Here is a 26,726-nt window from a genome sequence, read left to right as displayed (position 1 = left end):
GCGCAGATGTGAGGCTGCCGGTGAGAACGACGAAGAAACGGTCAAGAAGTGCGACGCCGAGCCGTTCGCTGCGCAGGCCGACGACCCGGACGGCGACACCGCGCGAACCTTGATGCGTTCTTGACGGATCCTGAGACGCTTCTGCGGTCGGCGTGCCGATGGTGGTCCCAGCGAGAGGAGACCGCCGATGAGTCCGGAGACCACCACGCCCGCGTCCGCGCCGCCCGACCTCGACCACCTGGGGCCAGCAGGTGGCGTGTGGGCGCGCGTGCACCGGATCCGTCACCACGACCGGTTCATCTTCGCGACCATGCTCGCCTCGGCGTGCGTGAGCCTGATCGCCTCGTTCGTGCTGTCGGTGGACGCCCTGAGACTCGCCGCCGACCCCGGCACGCAGCTCGCCTGCGACATCTCCAGCACGCTCAGCTGCGGCACGGTCGCCCAGGCCTGGCAGGCGCAGCTCTTCGGCTTCCCCAACGCGTTCCTCGGCCTGGTCGCCGAACCGGTCGTGATCACGATCGCGGTCGCCTCGCTCGGCGGTGTGCGCTTCCCCCGCTGGTTCATGCTCTCCGCCCAGGTCGTCTACACCCTCGGCCTGGTCTTCGCGTACTGGCTGTTCACCCAGTCCATGTTCGTCATCCACGCACTGTGCCCGTGGTGCCTGCTCGTCACCGTCTCCACGACGCTCGTGTTCACCTCGCTCACCCACGTGAACATCCGGGACGGCAACCTGCCCCTCCCGGCGCGGACGCAGGCCAGGGCGCAGGCGCTGATCGCCGCGGACGTCGACGCCATCGGCGCGGCAGCCTGGCTGGTGTTCCTGGCCGCGGCGATCCTCGCCCGGTACGGACCCGGCCTGCTCGGCTAGGTCCCGGCGCCCGGGCCTGGGCCGTCCGGCACGATCGGCAGCCGCAGCGTGAAGGTGCTTCCTCGACCCGGACCGGCACTGTCCGCCGTGAGGGTGCCGCCGTGCGCACGCGCGATCGCCCGGGCGATCGCGAGCCCGATGCCGGAGCCGCCACGTGCGCGGTCCCGCGCCGGGTCCACGCGGTAGAACCGGTCGAAGACGCGCGCCAGGTGCTCGCGGGCGATCCCCTCGCCGGTGTCCGACACGACCACGGCAGCGCTGTCGCCGTCGCGTCGCAGCGCGACCTCGACCCGGCCCCCGCGCGGGGTGTGCCGCCGGGCGTTGTCCAGCAGGTTGGTCAGCACCTGGCCAACCCGGTCCGGGTCCGCGGACACGGTGAGCTCGGCCTCGGCGCGGCTCTCGAGAGACACCTCGGCCTCGGCGAAGGCGGCCGCCGCCGCCCCGACGGCAGCCCGGACGACCTCGTCGAGCGACACGTCCCGCAGGTCCAGCCGCAGCCGGCCGTCCTCGGCGCTCGTCACCAGGGCGATGTCCTCGGTGAGTCGCGCCAGACGCGCGGTCTGGTCACGCAGCACGGCGAGCGTCTCCTCGTCGGCCTGCTCGACCCCCTCGGAGATCGCCTCGAGATAGCCGCCGAGCACCGAGACGGGCGTGCGCATCTCGTGCGCGAGGTCGGCGAGCATCCGGGTCCGGGTCGCCTCGACCTCGCCGAGCTGGGCCGCCATCGAGGAGAACGTCTCGGCGAGCCGGTCGAGCTCCGGCCCGATCCCCGGAGGCGCCACCTGCACGTCTCGCTCGCCCGACGCCACGCGACGTGCCGCGTCGGCCAGGGGCGAGAGCGAGCGACGGATCCGCCGGGCGAGGACCACGCTGACGACGGTCGAGGCGATCAGTGCGGCCGCGAGCGCGATCGACAGCGACAGCGCGGCCGCGGTGCCGAACGCACGCTCGGCGTGCTCGGTCGCGCTCTCCGCCGTACCGGTCGCTCGTTGCATGTGGGCGTGGAAGAGGCTCGGGCCGACCAGCGCACCCACTGCCCACGCGACACCCGCACCGACCAGGACCACCAGCGCGAACGCGACCAGCAGCCGGGCGGACAGCTCCACCCGGGCCAGGCGCCATCCGCTCATCGGCACGCCCCCAGCCGGTACCCGAAGCCACGCACGGTCTGGACGAACCGTGGCGTGCTCGCGTCGTCGCCGAGCTTGCGGCGCACGTTCGCCAGGTGCACGTCCACGAGGTGTGGGTCCCCGACCCAGTCCGCGCCCCAGACCTCCGACGTCAGCTGGGTCCGCGACCACGCCCGGCCCGGGTGCGAGACGAGCGTGGCGAGGACGTCGAACTCGGTCCGGGTCAGCTCCACGGGGCGGCCGTCGACCTGCACGTCCCGGGCGGTGAGGTCCATTCGCAGCACCCCGATCTCGCGGACGTCGTGCGCGGTCGACGCGTCGGCAGCGGGCCGCATGGTCGTCACGGCCCGCGGCCTGCGCAGCATCGCCTGGACCCGGGCGACCAGCTCCCGCGGGCTGAACGGCTTGGTCAGGTAGTCGTCCGCGCCGACGGCCAGGCCGATCAACCGGTCGACCTCGTCGACCCGGGCAGTCACCATGACCACGTAGGCGTCGCTGAAGGTGCGCAACGTGCGGCACACCTCCACCCCGTCGAGGCCGGGCAGGCCGAGGTCGAGCACGACGACGTCCGGCTGCCACACGCGGGCCCGGTCGAGCGCCAGGAGACCGTCCGCCACGACCTGCACGGCGAACCCCTCGCGCTCCAGGTACGAGGCGGTGAGTCGAGCCTGGGCCGCCTCGTCCTCGACGACGAGCACGCGCGTCGGCGCGCCTCCGGCCGGCTGCGCGGTCGATGCGTCCATGGCGCCATCCTCTCGCCTGCTCGGGAATACCTCCGAGTCGCGCCTCGTTGTCGCACACCATACCCTGGGGGGGTATCGGAACGAGGAGGCGACATGCACGACCACGAGCCGATGACGACAGCGGACGACGACCAGCACGCCGGCCACGACTCGCACGCCGGGCACGACTCGCACGCCGGGCACGGGGACCACGTGGCCGTCTTCCGCCGCCTGTTCTGGGTGATGCTGGTGGTCGCGGTCCCGGTGGTCGCGTTCTCACCGATGTTCGCGATGCTCATCGGCTACGACCTCCCGGCGGACGGGTGGACCACCTGGATCTCGCCGGTGCTCGGCCTGCTGATGTACGCCTGGGGCGGGCGCCCGTTCCTGACCGGCGCCGTCGCCGAGATCCGGGCTCGGCAGCCCGGGATGATGCTGCTCGTCGGCCTGGCGATCACGGTGGCTGCGGCCGCCTCGCTCGGCGCGAGCCTCGGCCTCCTGCACCACGAGCTCGACTTCTGGTGGGAGCTCGCCCTGCTGATCGTCGTGATGCTGCTCGGACACTGGGTCGAGATGGGCTCGCTGGCCCGGACCAGCTCCGCCCTCGACGCCCTCGCGGCCCTGCTGCCCGACCAGGCCGAGCGGGTCGAGGGATCGGGCACCGTCACGGTCTCGCCGTCCGATCTCGAGGTCGGCGACCTGGTGGTGGTCCGGCCCGGCGGGTCGGTGCCCGCCGACGGACGCGTCGTGGACGGCCGCGCCGAGATGGACGAGTCGATGATCACCGGCGAGTCGCGCACCGTCACGCGTGGCCCCGGGGACCAGGTGACCGCCGGGACCGTCGCGACCGACTCGGGGCTGCGGGTCGAGGTGACCGCGACCGGCGACGACACCGCGATGGCCGGCATCCAACGGCTCGTCGCCGAGGCTCAGAGCTCGTCCTCGCGCGCCCAGCGGCTGGCCGACACCGCGGCCGGCTGGCTGTTCTGGTTCGCGCTCGGCTCGGCGGCCCTCACTGCCCTCGTCTGGACGACGCTCGGCACGCCGGACCTCGCCGTGGTCCGCACGATCAGCGTCCTGGTGATCGCCTGCCCGCACGCCCTCGGGCTCGCGATCCCCCTCGTGGTCTCGATCGCCACCGGGCGCGCGGCCGCCGCCGGCGTGCTGGTCAAGGACCGGCTCGCGCTCGAGGCCATGCGCACCGTCACCGCCGTGCTGTTCGACAAGACCGGCACGCTCACCACGGGTGAGCCGACCGTGAACCACGTCGTGGCCGCAGCGGGCGCCGACGAGGACGAGGTCCTCGCGCTGGCATCGGCAGCAGAGAGCGACAGCGAGCACCCGCTGGCCCGCGCGATCGTCGCGGCCGCGGCCACTCGTGACCTGGCACCGCGGTCCGCCCGCGAGTTCAGCTCCGAGCCTGCACTCGGTGTCCGGGCGACCGTCGACGGCCGCGAGGTCCGGGTCGGCGGCCCCCGGCTGCTCCAGGAGGCCGGCGCCGAGCCGCTGCCCGCCACCGACGGGTGGTCCCGCGACGGTGCGACCGTGCTGCACGTGCTGCGGGACGGGACCGTGCTCGGCGCGGTGGCCCTGACGGACACCGTCCGCCCGGAGTCACGGACCGCGATCGCCGCGCTGCACGACCGCGGCGTGAGCGTCGCGATGATCACCGGCGACGCCGAGCCGGTCGCTCGCGCCGTCGCCGAGGAGCTGGGCATCGACCGGTGGTTCGCCGAGGTGCGCCCCGAGGACAAGGCGGCCAAGGTCGGCGAGCTCCAGGCCGACGGCGACAAGGTCGCGATGGTCGGTGACGGCGTCAACGACGCCCCGGCCCTCGCCCGGGCCGACGTCGGCATCGCCATCGGCGCGGGCACGGATGTCGCGATCGCCTCCGCCGGGGTCGTGCTCGCCGGGTCCGACCCGCGCGCCGTGACCTCGGTCATCGACCTGTCGCGCGCGACGTACCGCAAGATGCGCCAGAACCTGTGGTGGGCCGGTGGCTACAACCTGCTCGCGGTCCCGCTCGCGGCCGGCGTGCTGGCACCGATCGGGTTCACGCTGCCGATGTCCGTCGGCGCGGCGTTGATGTCGCTGTCCACCGTCGTGGTCGCGCTGAACGCCCAGCTGCTGCGCCGGCTGGACCTCCGCCCGGCGTGACCGCTGCTCAGCGGGCCGAGCGCAGCTCCGCGGTCAGCGGGCACTGGAACGGGTCGCGAGCGGCGAGCCCGACCTCGTTGAGGTAGCGCACGACGATGCCGTACGAGGCGCCCAGCGTGGTCTCGGTGTACGGCACGCCCTGCTCGACGCAGGCCTCGCGGACCATCGCCCGGACCCGGCGCAGGTGCGGGCGCGGCATGGAGGGGAACAGGTGGTGCTCGACCTGGTGGTTGAGGCCGCCCATCGCCCAGTCGACGACCCGGCCGCCGGTGATGCCGCGGCTCATCAGGACCTGACGCGAGAAGAAGTCGATCCGGCTGTCCTTCGGCACGATCGGCATGCCCTTGTGGTTCGGGGCGAACACCGCGCCCATGTAAAGCCCGAAGATGCCGAGCTGGACACCGAGGAACGCGAACCCGAGGCCGACCGGCATGAACCAGAACACCAGGGCCAGGTAGCCGACGATGCGCGCGCTGACGAACGCGATCTCCACCGGACGCCGCTTCACCGGCCCGCGCCCGAAGATCGTCTTCACCCCGGACACGTGCAGGTTCAGGCCCTCGAGCAGCAGCAACGGGAAGAACAGCCAGCCCTGCCGAGCGGCGAACCAGCCGCGAAGGCCCGTGCGCGGTTCGGCCAGGTCGCCCGTGTGGAAGACGAGCGTCCCGGTGGCGATGTCCGGGTCGGCGCCGACCTGGTTCGGCTTGGCGTGGTGGCGCGAGTGCTTGTGCTGCCACCAGCCGTAGCTCATCCCGGCGTACAGGTTCGCGATGACCAGGCTCGCCCAGTCGTTCCAGCGACCGGACGCGAAGATCTGCCGGTGCGCGGCGTCGTGACCGAGGAACATCACCTGGCCGAGCACGACGGCGAGACCGGCGGCCACCGCGAGCTGCCACCAGCTGTGCCCCAGCAGCACCACGGCGGCGACCAGCCCGCCGAGCAGACCGGTGAGGACGACGAACGTCGTCCAGTAGTACCCGTGCCGGCGCCGCATCAGACCGGCCGCCTGCACGCGGCGGCTGAGCGTCAGGTAGGCGCTGACCTGGCGTTCGCGCGGGGCCTCGTCAGGTGCCGGGTGGGTGGCTGCGATCGACATGGTGCTCCGCTCGTGGGGGGCCAACGCACCGGGCAGCACATCGACAAGTGAGGTGAGGCTACCTGGCAATGCTGCTCTTGGCGCGGTAATGAGATAACCTCGGCACACCGTTGCTGTGTTTCTTGCGTTTTGCGGTGGTCGGGCCCCCCGGCTGCCACCCTTCTTGGAGCGAACGAACGAATCATCGTGACGACCGGTGGCGACAGGCGCTGCCGGTTGACAGCTCTGGAAGGAGCACCGATATGGCCACCGGAACCGTGAAGTGGTTCAACGCCGAGAAGGGCTACGGCTTCATCGCCCCCGACGACGGCAGCGCCGACGTGTTCGCCCACTACTCGGCGATCGCGACCAACGGCTACCGCACTCTCGAGGAGAACCAGAAGGTCGAGTTCGAGGTCACGCAGGGCCAGAAGGGCCCGCAGGCCTCGGAGATCCGCCCGCTCTGATCTCAGACCGAAGGCGGGCCCGCGCAGAGCGGGCCCGCCTTCGGCATGTCCGGGTACGTCCGGCCCGCGGGCCGACGGCCGGATCTGGGCCACCACCGGCCCCGGATCAGACCGTGGCCGCGACCCGACGACCGTCCGTCGGGCCCGGCAGCAGGGTGTCGGCCCGCACCACCGTCCCGCTCAGCCCCCGCATCGCGAGCGGCGCGTTCTCCAGCGAGCAGATGACCGCCCGGCGGCCCGTCCCGCTGGCCGCGAACTGCATCGCCGCGCGGACCTTGGGGAGCATCGAGCCCGCGCCGAACTGCCCCTCGTCGATGTACCGCTGCGCCGTGGCCAGGTCGAGCTCGTCGAGGTCCCGCTGCTCCGGGGTGCCGAACCCGATCGCGACCCGGTCGACGGCCGTGAGGATGAACAGGTAGTCGGCTCCGACCGCCTCGGCGAGCGACGCGGACGCGAAGTCCTTGTCGATCACCGCCGGCACGCCGTGCAGGTCGCCGTGCGCGTCCCGGACCACGGGCACCCCGCCGCCGCCGCACGCGATGACGATGAACTCGTGGTCGAGCAGGTTGAGGATCGAGTCCCGCTCGACGATCGAGACGGGCCGGGGTGACGGCACGACGACCCGCCACCCGCGTCCGGCGTCCTCGGTCATGACCAGCGTCGGGTCCTCGGCCATCATCGAGCGGGCCGACGCCTCGTCGTAGAACGCCCCGATCGGCTTGGTCGGCCGCTCGAACGCCGGGTCGCGCGGGTCCACCTCGACCTGCGTGACCACCGACGCGACGTGCCACGGCATGCCGACGCGCCGCAGCTCGGCCAGCAGGCCCTGCTGCAGGTGGTACCCGATGTAGCCCTGGCTCATCGCGGTGCACTCGGGCAGCGGCATCCTCGGGACCCGCCCGGTCGCGTCGGCCGCGGTGTCGAACGCCAGGTTGATGGCGCCGACCTGCGGCCCGTTGCCGTGCGAGACGATGATCTCGTGCCCCTGGGCGATCAGCCCGACCAGGGACGGGGCCGCCGCCGCGATCCTGGCCTGCTGCTCGGCCGGGGTGTCGCCGAGGGCGTTGCCACCCAGCGCGATGACGATGCGTGACATCCGCGCCTCACAGGATCCCGGCGAGCACGGCGTCGAGCTCGGCCTTCGCGGCGGCGACCTTGTGCGGGTTCGCGACCTCGGGCCGCAGGAAGTACACCAGCAGCGCGCGCTGGGCGGTCAGCCGGTTGCCGGCCTCCTCGAACGCGATCGAGTAGTCCGAGTCGAGCACCTCGTCGGTGACCTCCTCGCCGCGCGTGGCGGGCAGGCAGTGCATGAACTTCGCACCGGGGTTCGCCAGCGCCATGAGCTCGGCGCTCACCTGGTAGGTCGGCATGAAGACGGCGAGCCGCTCCTCCTCGCCGAGCTCGGCCTCGTAGTCGCCGTACCAGACGTCGGTGTAGACGAAGTCCGCGCCCTCGAGCGCCTTGTGCACGTCGTCGGTGACGAACACGCTGCCACCGGACGCGGCCGCGTTGCGCCGGCCGATCTCCTGCATCTCGGGCTTGAGCTGGAAGCCCTCGGGCCCGAACTGGACGAAGTCCATCCCGACCTTGGTGGTGATCATCATCAGCGACGCGCAGACCTGCGTGGCGTCGCCGACGAAGACGACCTTGCAGTCCTCCAGGCGCTTGCCGGCGGGCAGGTGCTCGACCATCGTGATCAGGTCGCCGATCTCCTGGGTCGGGTGGTTGTAGTCCGACATGCCGTTGAGCACGGGCACCGTGGCGTTCGCGGCGAGGTCGACCACGGTCTTGTGCCGGGCGACGCGCGCCATGATGACGTCGACCAGCCGGGACAGGACGCGCGCGGTGTCCTCCATGGACTCGTGCCCGCCGAGCTGGATCTGGCCGGGCGCGAGGTACTGCGCGTGACCGCCGAGCTGGGTCATGGCCGTCTCGAACGAGACCCGGGTCCGGGTCGAGGACTGCTCGAAGATCATGCCGAGGGTGCGCCCGGCGAGCAGCGGCGGGTAGTAGCCGGCGGCGATCGACGACTTGAGCGCGAGACCGAGCCGGACGATGTCGAGGACCTCGTCCTTGGTCAGGTCGCTGGTGTCGATGAAGTGGCGCACGGTCATGGTGGTTCTCCTGAGGTCGGGCCCGTCGGTGGGCACGGTCGGTCACGGCGGGGACCCGGTGGGTCCCGACCGATGGGTGTGTGGGGTGGAGCTGCTCCGGCCCGGGCAGGGGGCGGCCGGGCCGGAGCAGGTCGTCAGTGCCCGGCGGGCACCTGCTGCGTGATGCAGTGCACGTTGCCGCCGCCGAGCAGGATCTCCCGGCCCGGCACGGTGACCACGGCGCGCGGCGCGAACAGCTCGGCGTACGCCGCGACGGCCGCGTCGTCGTGCGGGTCGTCGAACAGCGGGAGCACCACGACGTCGTTGCCGATGTAGGAGTTCACGTACGACCCGGCGAGCCGGTCACCCTCCTCGCGCGGCAGCGTGCCGTCGACGGCGTCGACGCCGGCGGCCTCCTCGGCGGTGATGTGGATCGGCCCCGGCTGGTGGATCTTCACGACCTCGAGCTCCCGGCCGCGCGCGTCCGTGACCGTCTCGAGGACCTTGAGGGCGGCTGCGGACCGCTCGTACTGCGGGTCGGTCTCGTCGTCGGTCCAGGTCAGCATCACGACGCCGGGCCGGACGAACCGGCAGAAGTTGTCCACGTGGCCGTTGGTCTCGTCGAGGTGCACGCCGTACGGCAGCCACACGACGACCTCGACGCCGAGGTAGTCGCGCAGCGCCTGCTCGATCTCCTCCCGGCTCAGGTCGGGGTTGCGCCCCTCGGAGAGCAGGCACTCCTCGGTGACCAGGACCGTGCCCTCGCCGTCGACGTCGATCGAGCCGCCCTCGAGCACCAGCGGGGCCTTGTAGCGGTCCCGGCCCTCGATCTCGCAGACCTTGCGGGCGACGTCGTCGTCCGCGTCCCACGGGAAGTACAGGCCGTCGACCAGGCCGCCCCAGGCGTTGAAGTCCCAGTCGACGCCCCGGACGTCGCCGGCGTCGTTCACCACGAACGTCGGGCCGATGTCGCGCATCCAGGAGTCGTCGTTCGACATCTCGACGACGCGGACGTGGTCCGGCAGCTGGGTCCGGGCATTGGCGTACTGGCGCGCCGAGACCGCCACGGTGACCGGCTCGGTGCCGGCGATCGCGGTCGCGACCGCCGTGAACGCGGCCTGCGCGGGCTTCGCGCCGAGCCGCCAGTTGTCCGGCCGCTCGGGCCACACGAGCCAGCAGCCGGTGTGGTGGGCCCACTCGGCCGGCATGCGGTAGCCGTCGGCCGCGGGTGTCGAGTCGATGGTGCGGGTCATGTCAGATACCTCCTCTCAGGGGCGGGTCGGCGTCAGGAGAGCGTCTCGGCGAGCTCGGGCTCGGCCTCGGGCTCGTCGCCGCGTTCGAGGGCGCGCTCCCGCGTCCACTGCGGCGACTTGTGGCAGAACCACTCCTGGAGCACGACCGTCACGGCGAGGCCGATCAGGATCGATCCGGTGACCGCCCACGAGAAGTCGAACGGGTTCCAGACGAAGAAGACGACGGCCGCCGCGAGCAGCACGGTCGGGATCCAGGTGAACACCCAGATCGCCACGGCGCCGCCCGGCACCCGGTAGGGCCGCACGCGGTCGGGGTCGATCCGGCGCAGCTTGCGGAACGCCAGCATCATCACGATGTACGGCAGCAGGAAGATCACCGACGAGAACGCGAAGAGGTTCCAGAAGACGTCGTCGATCGCGCCGTCGGTCAGCGAGAAGAGCGCGGCGTAGCCGACCGTGAACACGGTGCCGACCACCGAGGTCAGCAGCGCCGCGCCCACCGGGGTGCCGCGGACCGGGTGCTTGCGGGCGAAGACCTTCGGCAGGTCGCCCTGCTGGGCGGACTCGGCGGCAGCGAGGTTGGCGCCGATGGTCCACGGGACGAGGCTCGCGAAGAAGCAGAAGAGTGCGCCGATGCCGAGCACGGTCACGACGACGTGCGCCACCGTGGAGTCGCCGAACCCGCGCTGCAGCGCGTCGAGCAGGCCGGTGGTCTCGGAGATCTCGTCGGCCGGGTAGATCAGCTGCATGCCGACCGTGGCGAGCAGGTAGAAGCCGCCGATCAGCGCACCGGCGATCAGGATCGTGCGGGGCACGTCGCGGCGCGGGTTCTCCATCTGGGTCGAGGCGGACGACATCAGCTCGAAGCCGAGGAAGTTGTAGATGATCACCGGGAGCGCGAGGGCCAGTGCGGGCATCGCGTCGGTCGGCAGGATCGCGCTGAACGACCACTCGGTCGCCGAGCCGTTCGCCGACGCGTACATGCCGCCGGCGATCGCGAGCGCGGCGATCACGGCGAGCGTGATGCCGGCGCCGAGGTTGGAGACCCAGGTGCCGGTCTCGAGGCTGCGGGCGTTGACCCAGTAGTTGACCCAGATCAGCGCCACGGTGATCGCGACCTGGACCCAGAAGTTGAGCTCCCCGCCGAAGAACATCGACGAGATGGCGCCGGAGAACATCAGGTAGACGCTCGGCACCCACAGGCCGACGTTGACCCAGTACCACCAGGAGACCCGGCTGCCCCAGCGGTTCCCGAAGGCCCGGACCACCCACGCGTAGATCCCGCCGGCGTCGGGGTACGCCGAGCCGAGCTCCGCGGTCACCAGGCCGTACGGCGCGAAGAACAGCACGATGATCGCGACGGTCCAGAAGATGGCCGACGGTCCGACCGACGCCGTCACGGTGATCTGGGACAGCAGCAGCATCGCCGCGACCGAGAACAGCACCATGTCGAACATCCGGAACGCGGGTCGGGCGGGGGCGTCCGTCGTCGTCGACGGACTGTCGTGCGCGGCCATGAAGGCTCCTCAGGGGAAACGTGTACGTTCGTACAAGAACTGAACGTGTACGAAAGTACATGTTCACGGGATACGCTGAAAGGACCTACGTCCCGACCAGCGCCGACGGGGTGAACGCCCGCCGGACCAGCGGCCACACGAGGCTACGCTGACCGGGATCTGCCGTTGAAGGAGGACGTCCGTGAGCACCACATCCAGCCGGCTGCTGGAGGCCGGCCGGAGGCCCGGACGCGGTGAGGTGCGCCGCCGCCAGATCCTCGACGCGGCGGTCCGGATCATCGGGACCGGCGGGCTGTCCTCGCTCACCCACCGCGCCGTCGCCGACGCCGCCGGCGTCCCGCTGGGCTCGACGACCTACTACTTCAAGGACCGGGACGACCTGCTGCGCCAGACCATGGCGTACGCCGTCGAGATCGAGCGCGCCCGGATGGACGAGATCGTCGGAGCCGTCTCGGGGCCGCCGAGCCTCGAGGGCTCGGTCCGGCTGCTCACCGAGATCTTCCTGGACAAGTCGGTCGCCGACCCGCTGTACGACCTCGCGCTGTTCGAGATGTTCCTCGAGGCGACCCGGAACGACGAGTACCGCCCGCAGACCCGCGAGTGGTCGGCGCTGATCGGCGAGATCGTCGACCAGGTCCTGCCACCCACCGACCCGACGATCCCGCGCCCGGTCGCCCTGCAGATCGTCGCCGCCCTGATCGACGGGCTCATGCTGGAGAGCGCCTCGAACCAGGAGCTCACGGTCGAGGAGCTGGCCGATCACCTGCGGATCGCGCTCGAGCGGCTCGTGGTGGCGGACGCCTAGGCCGGCCAGATGCAACCCCCGTTCGTGAGGGCGAAGTTCATCCCCTGGTATCGGTCGGTCGTTCTCGCGGCCGGGCTCGGTCTGGCGATCTGGATGTGGTTCAACGGGTACCACCCGCCCCAGCCACCCGCCGGGACCGCGAGCTACGCGTGGGTGCCACTGGCCGTGGACACCGCACTGATGCTGTGGTGGCACCACCAAGCTGAACAGGCGTGGATGGCCGCTCACCGGCAGCCCACCGTCTGACCACGCCCTAGTGGGACAGCTCCCGCTCCGGCGACCCCAGCCCGGGGTACCCGGCGTACGCGGACAGCGCCGGCTGGCCGCCGAGGTGCGCGTAGAGCACGCGTGAGCCGGGCGGGATCTCGCCCGACCGCACCATGCCGATCAACCCGGCCATCGACTTGCCCTCGTAGACCGGGTCGGTGAGCATCCCCTCGGTGCGCGCCGCCAGCTGGATCGCCTCGACCGTGGTGCGGTCCGGCAGCCCGTACGCGGGTCCGACGTAGCCGTCCACGAGGGTCAGCTCGTCGTCCCGCAGCGGGCGTCCGAGGTCGATCGTCTCGGCGGTCGACGACGCGATCCGCCAGACCTGGTCGCGGGTCTGCTGGTAGGTGCCGGAGGCGTCGATGCCGAGCACGCGCCGCCCCGGCCGGTCCGAGATCGCGAAGCCCGCGATCATCCCGGCGTGCGTCGAGCCGGTGACCGTGCAGACCACCACGGTGTCGAAGAAGGTGTCGAGCTCGGCCTCCTGCGCCTCGACCTCCACCGCCCAGCTCGCGAACCCCAGCCCGCCGAGCGGGTGGTCCGACGCCCCGGCCGGGATCGGGTAGGGCTTGCCGCCGGCCGCGACCACCGAGTCGATCGCCCGGCTCCACGAGTCGCGGATGCCGATGTCGAACCCGGCGGGGTCGATCCGGATGTCGCCGCCGAGGATCCGGGTGAGCTGGATGTTGCCGACCTTGTCGTAGGCGAGGTCGGGGTAGTCGACCCAGCCCTCCTGCACCGTGACGGCCTTCAGGCCGAGGTGCGCGGCCACGCCGGTGACCTGACGCGTGTGGTTGGACTGGATGCCACCGATCGAGACCAGGGTGTCGCACCCGGTGTCGATCGCGTCGGCGACGAGGTACTCGAGCTTGCGCACCTTGTTGCCGCCGAAGGCGATCCCCGAGTTGCAGTCCTCGCGCTTGGCCCAGATCTCCACCTCGCCGCCGAGTGCCTGGGACAGGCGCGGCAGCGGGTGCACCGGCGAGGGACCGAACAGGAGCGGTTCACGGCGGAAGTCGGCGAGGCTCATGCCCTCGGATGCTAGGTCGCAGCGTCGGCGGTCCCCATGACCGTCCGCCGAACGGGATGGCCGTGGGGACCGCGCGACCAGGTGAGTCGACCCCACCTCACCGACGCGTGACGAGGAAGCGCGGGTAGGCGACCGTGGTGAGGAACGTCGGGAACGTGTCGCCGAGCGCGATCTCCGCGAACACGTCGGCGGCGTCGTCGAAGCGGTCCTCGGGGTGCCGCGGCATCTCGGCGAGCACCTCGGACAGCACGTCGGCGACGTGCTCGCGGGTGACCGGCGTGCCCTCGCCGGTGACCACGCCGTGGTGGATCCACTGCCACAGCTGCGAGCGCGAGATCTCCGCGGTCGCCGCGTCCTCCATCAGGTTGTCGATCGCCGCGGCCCCCGTGCCGCGCAGCCACGACTCGAGGTACCTCAGCCCCACCGACACGTTGGTGCGCACCCCCGCGTCCGTGACGCTCGCCGCGCGCGGGACCGCGAGCAGCTCGGCCGCGGTGACCGACACGTCCTCGCGCAGCACGTCGAGCTGGTTCGGCCGCTCCCCGAGCGTGCGGTCGAACACCTCGCGGGCCACCGGCACCAGGTCCGGGTGGGCGACCCAGGTGCCGTCGTAGCCCTGCCCGGCCTCGCGCTCCTTGTCGGCGCGGACCTGCTCGAGCGCCCGCGCGGTCACCTCGGGGTCGCGCCGGTTGGGGATGAAGGCGCTCATCCCGCCGATCGCATGCGCGCCGCGGCGATGGCAGGTCGCGACCAGCAGCTCGGTGTACGCCTTCATGAACGGCGCGGTCATGGTGACCTGACCGCGGTCCCCCAGCACGGTGTCGTCCCGGTTCCGGAAGTTCTTGATCATGCTGAAGATGTAGTCCCACCGTCCGGCGTTGAGCCCGGCGCAGTGGTCGCGCAGCTCGTAGAGGATCTCCTCCATCTCGAACGCCGCCGTGACGGTCTCGATCAGCACAGTGGCCCGGACCGTGCCGCGGGGCAGACCGAGCAGGCGCTGGGCCGTGACGAACACGTCGTTCCACAGCCGCGCCTCGCGGTGGTTCTCGAGCTTGGCCAGGTAGAAGTACGGCCCGGTGCCGGTCTCGATCAACCGGCGCGCGTTGTGGAAGACGTACAGGCCGAAGTCCACCAGGCTCCCCGACGCGGGGCTCTCCAGACCGGAGCGGTCGCGGAACACCAGGTGCTTCTCGGCGAGGTGCCACCCTCGCGGGCGCATCACGATGGTCGGGGTCTGCTCGCCGACCTCGTACCGCTTGCCCTCGGGCGAGACGAACACCAGCTGCCCACGCACCGCGTCGTACAGGCTGTACTGCCCGCCGACCACGTTCTGCCAGGTCGGCGAGGTGGCGTCCTCCTGGTCGGCGAGCCACACCTTGGCACCGGAGTTCAGCGCGTTGATCGTCATCTTCCGGTCGGTCGGCCCGGTGATCTCGACCCTTCGGTCGGCGAGCCCGGGTCCCGCCCCGGCCACCCGCCAGCTCCGGTCCGCGCGGATCTCGGACGTCTCGGGAAGGAAGTCGGGCAGCACGCCCGCCGCGAACTCGGCCCGGCGTCGCTCGCGCGCGGCCAGCAGGTCGTGACGCCGACCGAGGAACTCCGAGTGCAGCGCGGCCAGGAAGTCCAGTGCGGCCGGGGTCAGGATCTCCGACGTCCCGGGGACGTGCGGCCCGACGATGTGCATGGTGGGCGCGGCTCCTGTCGCGGGACGCTCGGGACCGACGGCCTCGGTAGGCGCGGCCGGCGCGCTCGGACGGTCGGTCCGGCCGGCCGGGTCGGGGGTCGGACGGTCGGTGGTCGGACGGTCGGTGGTCGGACGGTCGGTGGTCTGAGTCATCAGTGGCTCCTGAACTGGGCGGTCTCGGTGGACCCCGTCATCGCGGTGGTCGCGCTGGCCGGGTCGATGGTCGTGGAGACCCGGTCGAAGTAGGCCGTGCCCACCTCGTGCTGGTGCCGGGTCGCGGTGTAGCCGTCCGCCTCGGAGGCGATCTCGGCCTGCTGCAGCTCGACGTAGGCGGTCATCCCGCCGCGGGCGTACCCCTGCGCGAGCGTGAACATCGAGTGGTTCAGCGCGTGGAACCCGGCCAGGGTGATGAACTGGAACGCGTAGCCGAGCTCGCCGAGCGTGTCCTGGAACGCGGCGATCTGCGCGTCGTCCAGGTGCTCGCGCCAGTTGAAGCTCGGCGAGCAGTTGTAGGCGAGCATCTTGCCGGGGTAGCGCTCGTGGATCGCCTCGGCGAACTCGCGAGCGACACCCAGGTCGGGCGTGCCGGTCTCCACCCACAGCAGGTCGGCGTACTCGGCGTACGCGAGCTGCCGGCTGATCACCGCCTCGAGACCGGGCCGGGTCCGGTAGAACCCCTCCGCGGTCCGCTCACCGGTGAGGTGCTCCGCGTCACGCGGGTCGACGTCGGATGTGATGAGGTCGGCCGCGAGCGCGTCGGTCCGGGCGACGACCACCGTCGGCACGCCGCTCACGTCGGCCGCGAGCCGGGCCGCGGACAGCGTGCGCACATGCTGCGAGGTCGGTACCAGCACCTTGCCGCCGAGGTGGCCGCACTTCTTCTCCGCGGCGAGCTGGTCCTCCCAGTGCACGCCCGCCGCGCCGGCAGCGATCATCGCCCGCATCAGCTCGAACGCGTTGAGCGGGCCGCCGAAGCCGGCCTCGGCGTCGGCCACGATCGGCACCAGCCAGTCCCGGACCGGGCCGCCGTCCGAGGTCTCCACCTGGTCGGCCCGCAGCAGCGCGTTGTTGATCCGGCGCACCACGGCGGGCACCGAGTTCGCCGGGTACAGCGACTGGTCGGGGTAGGTCTGCCCGGCCAGGTTCGCGTCCGCGGCGACCTGCCAGCCGGACAGGTAGATGGCCTCGAGCCCCGCCCGGACCTGCTGGACCGCCTGGTTGCCGGTCAGGGCCCCCAGCGAGCGGACGAAGTCCCTGGTGTGCAGCAGCTCCCAGAGCCGCTCGGCACCGCGCCGCGCCAGGGTGTGCTCCTCGACCACGGTGCCACGCAGGGCCAGGACGTCCTCGGCGTCGTAGTCGCGGCGTACGCCGGCCCACCGCGGGTCGGTGGCCCACTCGGCACGGAGGTCGTCGGCGGTCTGGCGCTGGTCGCCCGAGCGAGGCCGTGCGCCGGGAACGGCCGGTACCTCGGGCCGGTGCTGGACGGGTCGTGCGGTGGTCGTGGTCACGTCGGTCTCCCCTCGTCGGGCCGGTCGAGACCCATCGTGAGCGGAACCGGACCGTGTTGAACCGGGGTCTTCCGTGGGAAGAATCGGCGTTCTTCTGCGCCGCACAACCTGGCGAGGTCGCGCGGGACGCTGCACCCTTGGATGCCATGGACGCGACCGATGGCGCTCGCCTCACCGACGACCCTGCAACCCCCCGCCGGGGGTTGCGCGCGGTGCCCGAGTCCACCACCGACCCGCTGCTGATCGGCCGACGGGTCCGCCACCTGCGCCAGGCACGCGGGCTCACGCTGGCCGAGCTCGGCCAGGCGGTCGGCCGCGCCGCCTCGCAGATCTCCATGCTGGAGAACGGGCTGCGCGAGCCACGCCTGTCCCTGCTGCGCGCGATCGCCGACGCACTCGACGTCTCGGTCGACGCCCTGCTGGACGCGTCGCCGCCGAGCCGCCGGGCAGCACTCGAGGTCGAGCTCGAGCGCGCCCAGCGCGGACCGCTGTTCGCCGGCCTCGAGGTGCCCACGGTCAAGGTGTCCCGCTCGCTGCCCACCGACGCGCTGGAGACGATCGTGGCGCTGCAGTCGGAGGTGCGCCGGCTGCTCGCGGAGAAGGCCGCGACCCCGGAGGAGGCGCGCCGGGCGAACGCCGCGCTGCGCGAGCAGATGCGCGAGCGCGACAACTACTTCCCGGAGCTCGAGGAGAAGGCCCGCGACCTGCTCGACGCGATCGGCCACACCGGCGGCCCGCTCTCCCAGCGCGGGGTCGCCGAGCTCGCCGACCACCTGGGCTTCACGTTGCACCACGTCACCGACCTGCCCCCGTCGACCCGGTCGGTGACCGACCTGGCGCACCGGCGGGTCTACCTCGGCCACGTCGGCGACGACCCCCGCTCGGTGGTGCTCCAGGCCCTGGCCGGCTACGTGCTCGGCCACGACGACCCGGCCGACTACGGCGAGCTGCTCGCCCAGCGGGTGGAGACCAACTACCTCGCCGCCGCGCTGCTGCTGCCCGAGGCGGCGGCCGTCGCGCTGCTGGCGGAGTCCAAGCGGACGCGCACGCTCGCGGTCGAGGACCTGCGCGACACCTTCGCGGTGTCCTACGAGGTCGCCGCGCACCGGTTCACCAACCTCGCGACCCGGCACCTGGAGATCCCGGTGCACTTCATGAAGGTCGAGCGCAGCGGCGCGCTGCACAAGGCCTACGAGAACGACGGCGTGGTCTTCCCGACCGACCCGCTCGGTGCGGTCGAGGGGCAGCACGTGTGCCGACGCTGGACCGCGCGCCGGGTCTTCGAGGTCGACGACCGGTTGAACCCCTACCACCAGTACACCGACACCCCGTCGGGCACGTTCTGGTGCACGTCGCGCGTGCAGAGCTCGCCCGAGGGCGAGTTCTCGATCAGCGTCGGCGTGCCGTTCGCGCACGTGTGGTGGTTCGCCGGCCGCGACACGACCGAGCGCGCCGTCTCGCACTGCCCGGACCCGCGCTGCTGCCGGCTCGCCCCGCCCGAGCTCGCCGAGCGGTGGAGCGGCCAGGTCAGGCCGAGCACCCGCACGCACGCGAGCCTGCTCGCCACCCTGCCCACCGGGATCTACCCGGGCGTGGACCAGACCGAGGTGCTGGGCTTCCTGGAGCGGCACGCGCCTCAGGAGTGACCGTCGGCCGGGTCCGTGGATGCGACCGATCGGCCGCCTCAGCGCCGGACCAGGCGCCGGATGCTCACCGGGACCAGACCGAGCACGAGGACGGGCAGGAACCACCACGCGTTGACGCCGACGTGGACGAGCGCTGCGGTGATCGCCAGCCCGGCGACCACGGCAACCGCGACCAGCCAGTCGTCGCCGACCACGAAGTCCCACCAGAACGCCCCGAACGCCTTGAGGTGTCGCACGGCTCAGACCCTCTCCAGGCTGCGGCCGAGAGCCAGCTCCGGCCTCCGGCGCAGCACGGCGATGTAGGCCAGGCACACCGCGAGGACCGCCGGGACCAGCACGAGCAGCGCCGCGTCGGCGCCCGGCCACTCCACCCCGGCGCCCTCGGCACCCCAGAAGATGCCGAACGCGGTGAGCATGATCCCCACGCCGAGCTTCATGGTGTTCTCCGGCACCCGGGCCAGCGGCCGGCGCACCGCGACACCCAGCACCCCGACCAGGAGCACGGCGGCCACCGCGCCGAACGCGGCGAGCGGCACGTCCTGCTGGTTGGTGCCGAACGTGAGCACGATGAACACCACCTCGAGCCCCTCGAGCAGCACGCCCTTGAAGCTGAGCGTGAATGCGTACCAGTCGCCCACGAGCGCGCGTCGCTCGGTCTCAGCGGTGCGGGACGCGGCGACCTGCGTCGCGAAGATCTCGTCCTCGTCGTGCAGCGCCTTGAGCCCGGCCGCACGCATGATCGCCTTGCGCAGCCAGCCGACCCCGAAGATCAGCAGCAGACCGCCGACCAGGAGCCTCAGCCAGTCGATCGGGATCGCGGAGATCGCCGGACCGAGCAGCGCGACGATCGCCGCGAGCGCGACGACGGCGGTCCCGGCCCCGATCAGGGCGGACCGCCAGCCTCGCGTGGTGCCCACCGCGAGCAGGATCGTCAGCGCCTCGACCGCCTCGACCACGCACGCGGCGAACACCGCAACGACCAGGGCGACACTCGTCACGGCCCCCGACCCTACCCGCGCAGCCCTAGAGGTCGTTGCCCGCGTACGACTGGTTGAAGCTCTTGTTGGCCAACGGGAAGTCCGGGACGATCGTGTCCTGGAGCGAGACCGGCAGTGCCGGCCAGGTGAAGAACGACGGGTCCACCACGGCGACCCGGGTCGTGCGACCTGATGCGTCCAGCTCGACGCGGTGGCACGCGGTCCCGCGCCACGCCTCCACGAGCGACGCCCCCGACCGGCTCGCCGCCCCGGTGAGGTCTGCTGCGCTGCGACCGGTCCCGCGACGCCCGTCCAGCCGGTCGGCGAGATCGGCGACCAGCGCCGCCGAGACCTGCGCCTCCTCGGCCCGGACGGCGAAGCGCGCGTGCACGTCACCGTCCTGGCGGGTGACCACCGCGAACCGGTCGCCGAGGTCGACGAACGGGTGGTCGCGCCGGGCGTCCACGTCCAGGCCGCTCGCCCGCGCGACGTAGCCGAGGACCCCCATCTCGGCGGCCGCCTCGCGGCCCAGGACGGCCGTGCCGACGAACCGGTCCATCACCACCGAGTTGCCGAGCGTGATGTCCACGACCTCGGCCAGCTCGGACGCGACCCCGCGGACCAGGGCGACATCGACGTCACCCGCGAGCGCGGCACCGCCGATCCGCACCCCGCCGCGCAGCAGCCGGTGGCCGGTGAGCGCTGCGTGCTGCCGCAGCAGACGCTCGCGAAGGCGCTGGGTGTGGGCGGCCGCGATGCCGAAGCCGACGTCGTTCGCGATCGCCCCGAGGTCGCTGACGTGGTTGTGCAGCCGCTCGAGCTCGAGCAGGAGCGCGCGGACGAGGCGGTCCTGCTCGTCGACGACCAGACCGGCCGCGTCCTCGACCGCCATCGCGAACGCCAGCCCGTGGCCGACCGCCGTGTCACCGCTGATCACCTCGGCCAGCGCGAGGCCCTCGGCCGCCGTGCGGCCCTCGAAGAGCTTCTCCATCCCGCGGTGCACGAACCACAGCCGGGCCTTCATCCGGATGATCGTCTCGCCGACGACGGAGAACCTGAAGTGGCCCGGCTCGATCATCCCGGCGTGCACCGGGCCGACCGGGATCTCGTAGACGCCTTCGCCGAGCACGGGCACGAACGAGAACGTGCCGCGGTCCGGGCCGAACCGCGGCTCGGTGGTCGCGTCCCGGCGCATCGGGTACCAGTCGACCGGCCAGTGGTCGTGCAGCACGAGGCGTCGCGGGCGCGGATGACCGGTCGGGGTGATCCCGAACGTGTCCTGCAGGCCGCGCTCGAAACGGCCGGCCGGGAACGACAGCGATGCGAGCGACGGGATCGCGGGTGCCTCGCGCGGCACCCGGAGCACCAGCTCGGTGCGGCCCTGCGCCGGGTCGGCGAACAGGTACACGACCCGGAACCCGGAGGGGCCGTCGTCGTGCGCGGCGACCAGCGCCAGGCGCGCGCCCGCACCGAGCAGGGCTTCGACCTCGCCCACCAGACGGCCGGCCTCGACCTCGTGGGCGGTGTGCCGGGGGTGCGTGCTCATCCCGTCACCACCGCCACCGCGCGAGCGATCGCCTCGCCCACCGAGGCCGACAGGAACCCGGCTACCGCGGTGACCGCCAGGGCGAGGACGAGCGGCGCCACCGGACCTCTGCCCGCCGACCCCGCCGCAGTGTCGCCCGGATCGGGTCCTGCCGCTGGACCGGACACCATCGCGAGCACGGCGCGGGCCACCCCGGCGAAGACCACGAGCAGCGCGACGAGGACGACGCCCATCGCCCAGCCGAGGCCGCCCCGCCACCCGGCGACGACGAGGCCGACCTCGGAGAAGAACAACGCGAAGGGTGGCATGCCGAGCAGCACGGCAGCCGCGGTGACCAGGAGGCCCGCGAGCAGCGGCCGGCGGGCGAGCAGGCCACGGACCTCGTCGATCCGGCTGGTCCCCTCGACCTCGAGGATGCGACCGGCGGTGACGAACGCGGTGGCCTTCGCGAGCCCGTGGCCGAGCACGTGCAGCAGCACCGCCGCGAGCGCGAGCGGCCCGCCGACGGCCGCGCCGACCGCCATCAGGCCCATGTGCTCGACGCTGGACCAGGCCAGCAGCCGCTTGTAGTCCCGCTGGCGCCACACGAGCGCGGCCGAGACCAGCAACGAGCCCAGCCCCGCGGTCAGCAGCAGCCCGCGCATGAGCCCGGGGCCCACGACCGCGTCCACCACGACCTGGACCCGCAGGATCCCGTAGAACGCGACCGCGAGCAGCACGCCCGACATCAGCGCGGAGACCGGCGCCGGAGCCTGGCTGTGCGCGTCCGGGAGCCAGGCGTGCATCGGGACCAGCCCGGCCTTGGTGGCCAGGCCGAGGACGGCGAGCGCCCCGGCGACCCGGACCAGCCCGGGATCCAGCGGCAGCCGGCCCGAGGTCAGCACCACCCAGGACAGGGTCGCGTCGCCCGCGCTGCGGCTCGCCGCATACAGCAGGACCACGCCCAGCAGGGCGATCGCGACGCCGACCGAACCGAGCATGACGTACTTCCAGGCCGCCTCGAGCGCACGACGGGTGCCACGGTGGCCGACCAGGAACGCGGTCGCGATCGTCGTCGCCTCGATCGCCACCCAGAGCAGACCGAGGTTGTCGGTGAGCACCGCGACGGACATCGCACCCAGGAAGACGCTGACCATCGCCGCGTAGCGCCGCTCCGCCCGCGTCGCGGTGCCGGTGCGTGCGCTCGGCAGACCGGCCCAGGTCGCGGTCAGCCCGACCGCGCCGACCACGGTCAGCAGGTACGCGGAGAGCGCGTCGGCCCGGAGCAGTCCGCCCGCGAGCTCGGGGACGGGCCCGCGGTGCGCGACCAGCGCGAGACCGCTGACCAGGACCGCACCGGAGGTGACGACGCCGGACCAGGCGGTCACCGGCCGCCACGACGTCACCGCGGCGAGCAGCGCGAGCGTCGCGGCCGCGAGCAGAGGCAGGATCAGGACGCCGGCCATCAGTCCCTCAGCTCGTCGAGCTCGTCGACGGTGACCGCGCCGATCACCGCGTGCAGGCGTCCGGACAGCACGGCCAGGATCAGCGCGACCAGCAGCACGTCGAGGGACACGCCGAGCTCCACCACGAACGGCACACCGGCCGCGGTGAGGAACGCGACCGCCGCGATCCCGTTGTCGAGCACCAGGAAGCCGACGAGCTGCGACAGCGCGCGGCGCCGCGTGACCACCAGGAGCAGCCCGACCAGGACGAGCGTCAGGCCCGCCGGGACGGCGAACGCGCCGGGGCCGCTGGCGACCACGCCACGCCCGGCGATGGCGGCGCTGATCGGTTCGCTGACCAGATAGGCGAGCGTGGTCAGGCCGGTCGCTGCGACCAGGCCGGCGGTCGGGTTGAGCCGCGGCGCGTCCTCGCGCTGCACACCGGAGACGCGCACGCCACGCGCGACCACGGCCGGGATGACGACACCCTTGAGCGCGAGCACGACGAGCGCGACCACGCCGAGCTCGACCTCGCGCTCCTCGAGCGCGATGGCGCCGACCAGGAGCGCGAGGCTCGCGCCCTGCACGGCGAGCACCCGCGCGGAGGCGGCCAGGGAGCGTCGCCAGACGAGCAGCGCCGCGGTGACCAGGAGGGCGCCGGTGCTCAGCGCGAGCGCCTGCGTCGCGAGGGAGTCGAGAGTCGTCATCAGGCCACCAGCGCCGATGCGGTGACGGCCAGGAACGCCAGCACGAACGACCCGGCGAGCAGCTCCGGGACGCGGAACAGGCGCAGCTTGGCCACGCCGACCTCGGCGGCGCCGAGCACCGCGGCGAGCAGCCCGAGCTTCGCCAGCAGGGCCACGGCACCGAGCGCGAGCTCGCCCGGACCGGTCCCGCCCGCGACACCCCACGGCAGCACGAGGTTGCCGACCAGCCCGAGCAGCGCGGACAGCCGCAACCACCCGCCGAGCTCGAGGCTCGCCAGGTCCCGCCCGGACGCCTCGAGCAGCATCGCTTCGTGGACCATGGTGAGCTCGAGGTGGGTCGACGGGTTGTCCACCGGCAGCCGCCCGGTCTCGGCCAGGACCACGACCACCAGTGCGACCACCGCGAGCACCCCGGCGGGCGACGCGATGCTGGCGGGGTCGTCCCGGCGCGCGTCGACGATCGCGGACAGCGACGAGCTGCCCACCGGCACCGAGAGCGCGTACACCGCCATCAGCACGGTCGGTTCGACCAGCGCGGCGATCATCATGTGCCGGCTGGACCCCATCCCGCCGAACGCCGACCCGGCGTCGAGCCCGAGCAGGGCGATCGCGACCGTGCCGACCAGCAGCACGGACACCACGACCAGGAGGTCGGCGGGGACCACCGTCGGAGCGGCCGTGACCAGCGGCACCAGTGCCACCACGACGAGGCTCGAGCTGAGCAGCAGCACGGGCGCGATCCTGCTGACCACGCTGGTGCCGGTCGCCTGCAGCGGCCGCTTGCGCCACCACTTGACCAGGTCGCGCCACGGCTGGCCGACCCGGCCACCGGCGCGCCCCTCGGCGCGAGCGCGCACCTCCCGCGTCACGCCGACCACCACGGGTGCGGCGAGCACCAGCACGACGACCTGGACCACGGCGACGACCACCTGGGCGCCCACGGCGCTCATCGGGCGACCACCACCAGGACGGCCACGAGCGCACCGAACGCGAACGTCAGGTACCGCGACACCGAGCCGTTGTGCACCCGCCGGACCCGGTCGGCCACGACGTCGACCGCGCGCAGCACCGGCCGGTAGAGCCGGGTCTCGACCACGTCGGACAGCTCCTGGCGGTACGCGACGCGGGCCGCCAGGTACCGCGACTCGGCGATGTGGGTCACCTCGACGTCGCGCTCGGGCTGCAGCGCGTCGTCGAACACCCGCAGCAACGGCTCGGCGTACGAGGTCGCCGTGTACTGCACCCGGGGGTCGTCGCGCACCGCACCGCAGCCCCACGCGGGCACCTCCACCACGCGCGGCGCGCGGCGCGCGGCGACCAGCACGGCGGCCACCACCGGCACCGTCAGGCCGAGGCCGAGCGCGGCCACCAGCGCGGGGTCGAGCACGGGCCCGGCACCGGGCAGCGCGATCCCGGCGACCCCGGTGCTCGTGACCGGGACGTCCACCGCGCGCGCCAGGGCGACCGCGACCGGACCGGGTGCCACCCCGAGCGCGACCACCGCGGCCGCAGCTGCGACCATGCCGGCCCGCATCGACACAGGAGCGCGGTGCGCCCGCTGGGTGCCGGGTGTGCGCGGCCGTGCGAGGAAGCCGATGCCGAAGGCCTTCACGAACGTCAGCAGCGCGAGCCCGGCGGTCAGCGCCACCACCCCGATGGCGAGCGGGGTCGCGACGGTGACCGTGCGGTCGACCGTCTCGCCGCCACGAACCAGGGCCTGCAGCAGGACCCACTCGGCGACGAACCCGCCGGTCAGCGGCAGGGCCGCGGCGCCGAGCGCACCGATCGCGAACGTGGTGGCCGTCCACGGCATGGTGTGCACCAGGCCCCCGAGCCGGTCCAGGTCACGCTCCCCGGTCGCGTGCAGCACCGAGCCGGCACCGAGGAACAACGTGGTCTTGAACGCTGCGTGGCTCACCGCGAGCAGCAGGCACGCGAGCAGCGCGGTGGCCGACGCGACCGGCGCCGCCGGGCGCAGCAGCAGCGCGACGCCGAGCGCGAGCACCATGAGGCCGAGGTTCTCGGTCGTCGAGTACGCGAGCAGCCGCTTCAGGTCGGACGCGACGCCCGCCTGCAGGATCCCGTAGACCGCGGAGACGGCACCGAGCCCGATCAGCGTCCAGGCCCACCAGGCCGGGCCACCTGGCAGCAGCCGCACGGTCACCAGGAGGAGCCCGTACAGCCCCATCTTGACCATCGCGGCACTCATCGCGGCCGAGGCGTGGCTCGGCGCCTCGGGGTGCGCCCGCGGCAGCCAGACGTGCAGCGGGACCAGCCCCGCCTTGGCCGCGAACCCGAGGGTGAGCAGCACGAACGCGGCTCCGGAGGCCGCCGGGTCCGCGGTGGCGAGCGTGGCGAAGTCCTGACCGCCGGTGGCGACGACGAGCAGCGCGAAGCCACCCAGGATCGTGACCAGGCTGAGGTGCGTCATGACCGTGTACCAGACCCCGGCCGGCCGCGCGCTCGGCCTGGTCCGGTGCTCGGCCAGGACGAGCACCGCGGACCCGCCGGCCATCAGCTCCCAGGGGAGCAGGAAGCCCAGCACGTCCCCGGCCGCGGGCACGAGCTGCATGCCGAGCAGGAGCACCGCGAACCCGGCCCAGGTGGTCCGTGCCGCCCAGGCCGCGTAGCCGATCCCGTACACCGACGCGACCACGCCGACCCCGCCGGCGAGGATGATGAACAGACCCCCGAGCCGGTCGGGCGCGAAGGTCATCGAGACGCCCGGCAGCGCGGTGCCGACCACGAGCACGCCCGCACCACCGGCCATGGCCTGGGCGCCTCCCCACACGCCGGCACCCGCCGTCACGGCACATGCGGCGCCGGCGAGCCGACCGCGCAGCCGGGCGGGGGCGACGACGGCGAGGAGCACCGCGAGCAGCGCCGCAGCGGCCTGCACCCACAGCGGGGTCATCGACCGGTCACCCGGCGCAGCGCCTCGACCACGGCGGCCGGTTCGGGCGGGCACCCGGGGATCTCGGCGTCGACGGGCACCACGTCGTCGGCGCCGCCCACGACGCCGTAGCCGTCGCGGAACGGGCCGCAGCCGCGTGCGCAGTCCCCCATCGCGATGACGAGCCGCGGCTCGGGCGTGGCCCGGACGGTGAGGCGGAGCGGCTCGGCCATGTTCCGGGTGACCGCACCGGTGACCAGGACGGCGTCCGCGTGACGCGGCGAGGCGACCAGCCGCGCACCGTAGCGCTCGGCGTCGTACACCGGACCGAACGCGGCGCCGAGCTCGATCTCGCACCCGTTGCACGAGCCGGCGTCGACGTGCCGGATCTGCAGCGACCCGCCGAGCACGCCCGCGGCTCCCGCCGGCTCGGCCTCGGGCAGGGGTGGTGCAGGTTCGGCGACGGTGCCGGTCCGCCGGATCAGTCCGGCCAGCGACCGCCAGCTCACTCGGGCACCGCCTCCGCAGCGTGGCCGACGGCGGGCGGTTCGCCGTCAGGAGCGGGCTCGGCCGGTCCCGGTGCGGCGACCAGCTCGTCCCGCAGGCTCGCCTGGTCGGCGAGGATGTCGGCGAGCAGGGCGCGGGCGACCCGCAGCAGCTCCGCGACACCGGGCACGCTCGCGGCGTAGACGACCTCGGCGCCCTCGCGCCGGTGGTCCACGAGCCCGGCGCGGCGCAGGACGGCCAGCTGCTGGGACAGGTTCGACGCCTCGATGTCGATCGCGGCGAGCAGCTCGTGGACGGGGCGGTCGCGCTCGGCGAGCAGCTCGAGGATGCGGATCCGAGCGGGGTGGCCCAGCGTGCGGAACAGCTCGGCCTTGGCCCGGTAGACCTCCGGCACGCGCACCTCCGATCGACGATCTACGAACTTTACAACATGAATACTTCTTCAACTGA

The 26,726-nt window shown here is 72.8% G+C and carries 25 protein-coding genes; 6 read left to right on the top strand and 19 right to left on the bottom strand.

Going from position 1 to position 26,726, the window contains the following annotated elements; all coding sequences use genetic code 11:
- Positions 1–187 precede the first annotated feature (187 nt).
- Entirely contained in the window at positions 188–868 is a 681-nt protein-coding gene (locus tag OEB99_RS15510) for a vitamin K epoxide reductase family protein (protein ID WP_263578194.1), read from the top strand.
- Here OEB99_RS15510 and OEB99_RS15505 read toward each other — a convergent pair.
- Together OEB99_RS15505 and OEB99_RS15500 are read right to left on the bottom strand one after the other, a co-directional pair.
- On the bottom strand, positions 865–1,998 hold the full coding sequence (locus tag OEB99_RS15505) for a sensor histidine kinase (protein ID WP_263578193.1): 1,134 nt from the start codon (positions 1,996–1,998) through the stop codon (positions 865–867). The two genes, OEB99_RS15510 and OEB99_RS15505, sit on opposite strands and share 4 nt — an antisense overlap.
- A complete protein-coding gene (locus OEB99_RS15500; protein ID WP_263578192.1) occupies positions 1,995–2,741 on the bottom strand; it encodes a response regulator transcription factor in 747 nt (248 codons plus the stop codon). Before OEB99_RS15500 ends, OEB99_RS15505 begins: the two co-directional genes overlap by 4 nt.
- A gap of 93 nt (positions 2,742–2,834) precedes the next feature.
- Between OEB99_RS15500 and OEB99_RS15495 the strand changes: the two genes are divergently transcribed.
- The gene (locus tag OEB99_RS15495; RefSeq protein WP_263578191.1) at positions 2,835–4,877 is read left to right on the top strand and encodes a heavy metal translocating P-type ATPase; all 2,043 of its coding nucleotides are present in this window, start codon (positions 2,835–2,837) and stop codon (positions 4,875–4,877) included.
- Positions 4,878–4,884: 7 nt separating this feature from the next.
- Here the strand turns inward: OEB99_RS15495 and OEB99_RS15490 are convergent, their stop codons facing one another.
- Positions 4,885–5,973 (bottom strand): fatty acid desaturase family protein, encoded by a 1,089-nt coding sequence (locus OEB99_RS15490; RefSeq protein ID WP_263578190.1) that lies wholly within the window; start codon positions 5,971–5,973, stop codon positions 4,885–4,887.
- A 242-nt stretch (positions 5,974–6,215) separates the two neighbouring features.
- On the opposite strand from OEB99_RS15490, the gene cspE reads away from it, so the two are divergent.
- Positions 6,216–6,419, top strand: a complete 204-nt coding sequence (gene cspE / locus OEB99_RS15485; protein WP_263578189.1) for a transcription antiterminator/RNA stability regulator CspE — start codon at positions 6,216–6,218, stop codon at positions 6,417–6,419.
- 106 nt (positions 6,420–6,525) lie between these two features.
- On the opposite strand, the gene arcC is transcribed toward cspE, so the two are convergent.
- The 4 genes from arcC to OEB99_RS15465 all read right to left on the bottom strand — a co-directional run bounded on the left by arcC (position 6,526) and on the right by OEB99_RS15465 (position 11,282).
- Entirely contained in the window at positions 6,526–7,515 is a 990-nt protein-coding gene (gene arcC, locus OEB99_RS15480) for a carbamate kinase (protein ID WP_263578188.1), read from the bottom strand.
- A gap of 7 nt (positions 7,516–7,522) precedes the next feature.
- On the bottom strand, positions 7,523–8,533 hold the full coding sequence (ptcA, locus tag OEB99_RS15475) for a putrescine carbamoyltransferase (protein WP_263578187.1): 1,011 nt from the start codon (positions 8,531–8,533) through the stop codon (positions 7,523–7,525).
- A 134-nt stretch (positions 8,534–8,667) separates the two neighbouring features.
- The gene (gene aguA / locus OEB99_RS15470; protein WP_263578186.1) at positions 8,668–9,765 is read right to left on the bottom strand and encodes an agmatine deiminase; all 1,098 of its coding nucleotides are present in this window, start codon (positions 9,763–9,765) and stop codon (positions 8,668–8,670) included.
- A 32-nt stretch (positions 9,766–9,797) separates the two neighbouring features.
- On the bottom strand, positions 9,798–11,282 hold the full coding sequence (locus OEB99_RS15465) for an APC family permease (RefSeq protein ID WP_263578185.1): 1,485 nt from the start codon (positions 11,280–11,282) through the stop codon (positions 9,798–9,800).
- A gap of 181 nt (positions 11,283–11,463) precedes the next feature.
- Between OEB99_RS15465 and OEB99_RS15460 the strand changes: the two genes are divergently transcribed.
- Positions 11,464–12,087, top strand: a complete 624-nt coding sequence (locus OEB99_RS15460; protein WP_263578184.1) for a TetR/AcrR family transcriptional regulator — start codon at positions 11,464–11,466, stop codon at positions 12,085–12,087.
- 9 nt (positions 12,088–12,096) lie between these two features.
- Positions 12,097–12,333 carry a hypothetical protein gene (locus tag OEB99_RS15455; protein ID WP_263578183.1) on the top strand — a complete coding sequence of 79 codons (237 nt, stop codon included), beginning with the start codon at positions 12,097–12,099 and terminating at the stop codon, positions 12,331–12,333.
- A gap of 7 nt (positions 12,334–12,340) precedes the next feature.
- On the opposite strand, the gene OEB99_RS15450 is transcribed toward OEB99_RS15455, so the two are convergent.
- The 3 genes from OEB99_RS15450 to aceA form a co-directional block, all read right to left on the bottom strand.
- Positions 12,341–13,384 carry a 1-aminocyclopropane-1-carboxylate deaminase gene (locus tag OEB99_RS15450; RefSeq protein ID WP_263578182.1) on the bottom strand — a complete coding sequence of 348 codons (1,044 nt, stop codon included), beginning with the start codon at positions 13,382–13,384 and terminating at the stop codon, positions 12,341–12,343.
- Positions 13,385–13,481: 97 nt separating this feature from the next.
- On the bottom strand, positions 13,482–15,068 hold the full coding sequence (gene aceB, locus OEB99_RS15445) for a malate synthase A (protein ID WP_263578292.1): 1,587 nt from the start codon (positions 15,066–15,068) through the stop codon (positions 13,482–13,484).
- Positions 15,069–15,220: 152 nt separating this feature from the next.
- Entirely contained in the window at positions 15,221–16,576 is a 1,356-nt protein-coding gene (gene aceA, locus OEB99_RS15440) for an isocitrate lyase (protein WP_263578181.1), read from the bottom strand.
- 146 nt (positions 16,577–16,722) lie between these two features.
- On the opposite strand from aceA, the gene OEB99_RS15435 reads away from it, so the two are divergent.
- On the top strand, positions 16,723–18,222 hold the full coding sequence (locus tag OEB99_RS15435) for a helix-turn-helix domain-containing protein (RefSeq protein ID WP_263578180.1): 1,500 nt from the start codon (positions 16,723–16,725) through the stop codon (positions 18,220–18,222).
- A 38-nt stretch (positions 18,223–18,260) separates the two neighbouring features.
- Here OEB99_RS15435 and OEB99_RS15430 read toward each other — a convergent pair whose 3' ends face one another.
- Genes OEB99_RS15430 through OEB99_RS15390 form a run of 9 tightly spaced genes read right to left on the bottom strand, consistent with a single transcriptional unit; the run spans position 18,261 to position 26,670 of the window.
- Positions 18,261–18,458 carry a hypothetical protein gene (locus OEB99_RS15430; protein ID WP_263578179.1) on the bottom strand — a complete coding sequence of 66 codons (198 nt, stop codon included), beginning with the start codon at positions 18,456–18,458 and terminating at the stop codon, positions 18,261–18,263.
- Between the two features lie 3 nt (positions 18,459–18,461).
- Complete coding sequence (locus OEB99_RS15425) at positions 18,462–19,220, bottom strand: COG4280 domain-containing protein (protein WP_263578178.1); 759 nt, start codon at positions 19,218–19,220, stop codon at positions 18,462–18,464.
- Positions 19,221–19,245: 25 nt separating this feature from the next.
- Positions 19,246–20,745 carry a hydrogenase large subunit gene (locus OEB99_RS15420; protein ID WP_263578177.1) on the bottom strand — a complete coding sequence of 500 codons (1,500 nt, stop codon included), beginning with the start codon at positions 20,743–20,745 and terminating at the stop codon, positions 19,246–19,248.
- Positions 20,742–22,190, bottom strand: coding sequence for a proton-conducting transporter transmembrane domain-containing protein (locus OEB99_RS15415; RefSeq protein ID WP_263578176.1), 1,449 nt, complete (start codon positions 22,188–22,190; stop codon positions 20,742–20,744). Before OEB99_RS15415 ends, OEB99_RS15420 begins: the two co-directional genes overlap by 4 nt.
- A complete protein-coding gene (locus OEB99_RS15410) occupies positions 22,190–22,876 on the bottom strand; it encodes a hypothetical protein (protein WP_263578175.1) in 687 nt (228 codons plus the stop codon). Before OEB99_RS15410 ends, OEB99_RS15415 begins: the two co-directional genes overlap by 1 nt.
- Complete coding sequence (locus OEB99_RS15405) at positions 22,876–23,826, bottom strand: respiratory chain complex I subunit 1 family protein (RefSeq protein WP_263578174.1); 951 nt, start codon at positions 23,824–23,826, stop codon at positions 22,876–22,878. The genes OEB99_RS15410 and OEB99_RS15405 overlap by 1 nt, the downstream gene beginning before the upstream one ends.
- Positions 23,823–25,790, bottom strand: a complete 1,968-nt coding sequence (locus OEB99_RS15400; protein WP_263578173.1) for a proton-conducting transporter transmembrane domain-containing protein — start codon at positions 25,788–25,790, stop codon at positions 23,823–23,825. The genes OEB99_RS15405 and OEB99_RS15400 overlap by 4 nt, the downstream gene beginning before the upstream one ends.
- Positions 25,787–26,278 (bottom strand): NADH-quinone oxidoreductase subunit B family protein, encoded by a 492-nt coding sequence (locus OEB99_RS15395; RefSeq protein WP_263578172.1) that lies wholly within the window; start codon positions 26,276–26,278, stop codon positions 25,787–25,789. The genes OEB99_RS15400 and OEB99_RS15395 overlap by 4 nt, the downstream gene beginning before the upstream one ends.
- On the bottom strand, positions 26,275–26,670 hold the full coding sequence (locus tag OEB99_RS15390; RefSeq protein WP_318011425.1) for an ArsR/SmtB family transcription factor: 396 nt from the start codon (positions 26,668–26,670) through the stop codon (positions 26,275–26,277). Before OEB99_RS15390 ends, OEB99_RS15395 begins: the two co-directional genes overlap by 4 nt.
- Between the last annotated feature and the right edge of the window lie 56 nt (positions 26,671–26,726).

The sequence above is a fragment of the Actinotalea endophytica genome (assembly GCF_025717005.1).
Classification (GTDB): Bacteria; Actinomycetota; Actinomycetes; order Actinomycetales; family Cellulomonadaceae; genus Actinotalea.
Note: the sequence above shows the minus strand (reverse complement) of the source record. Positions and strands in the feature narration are given on the sequence as shown.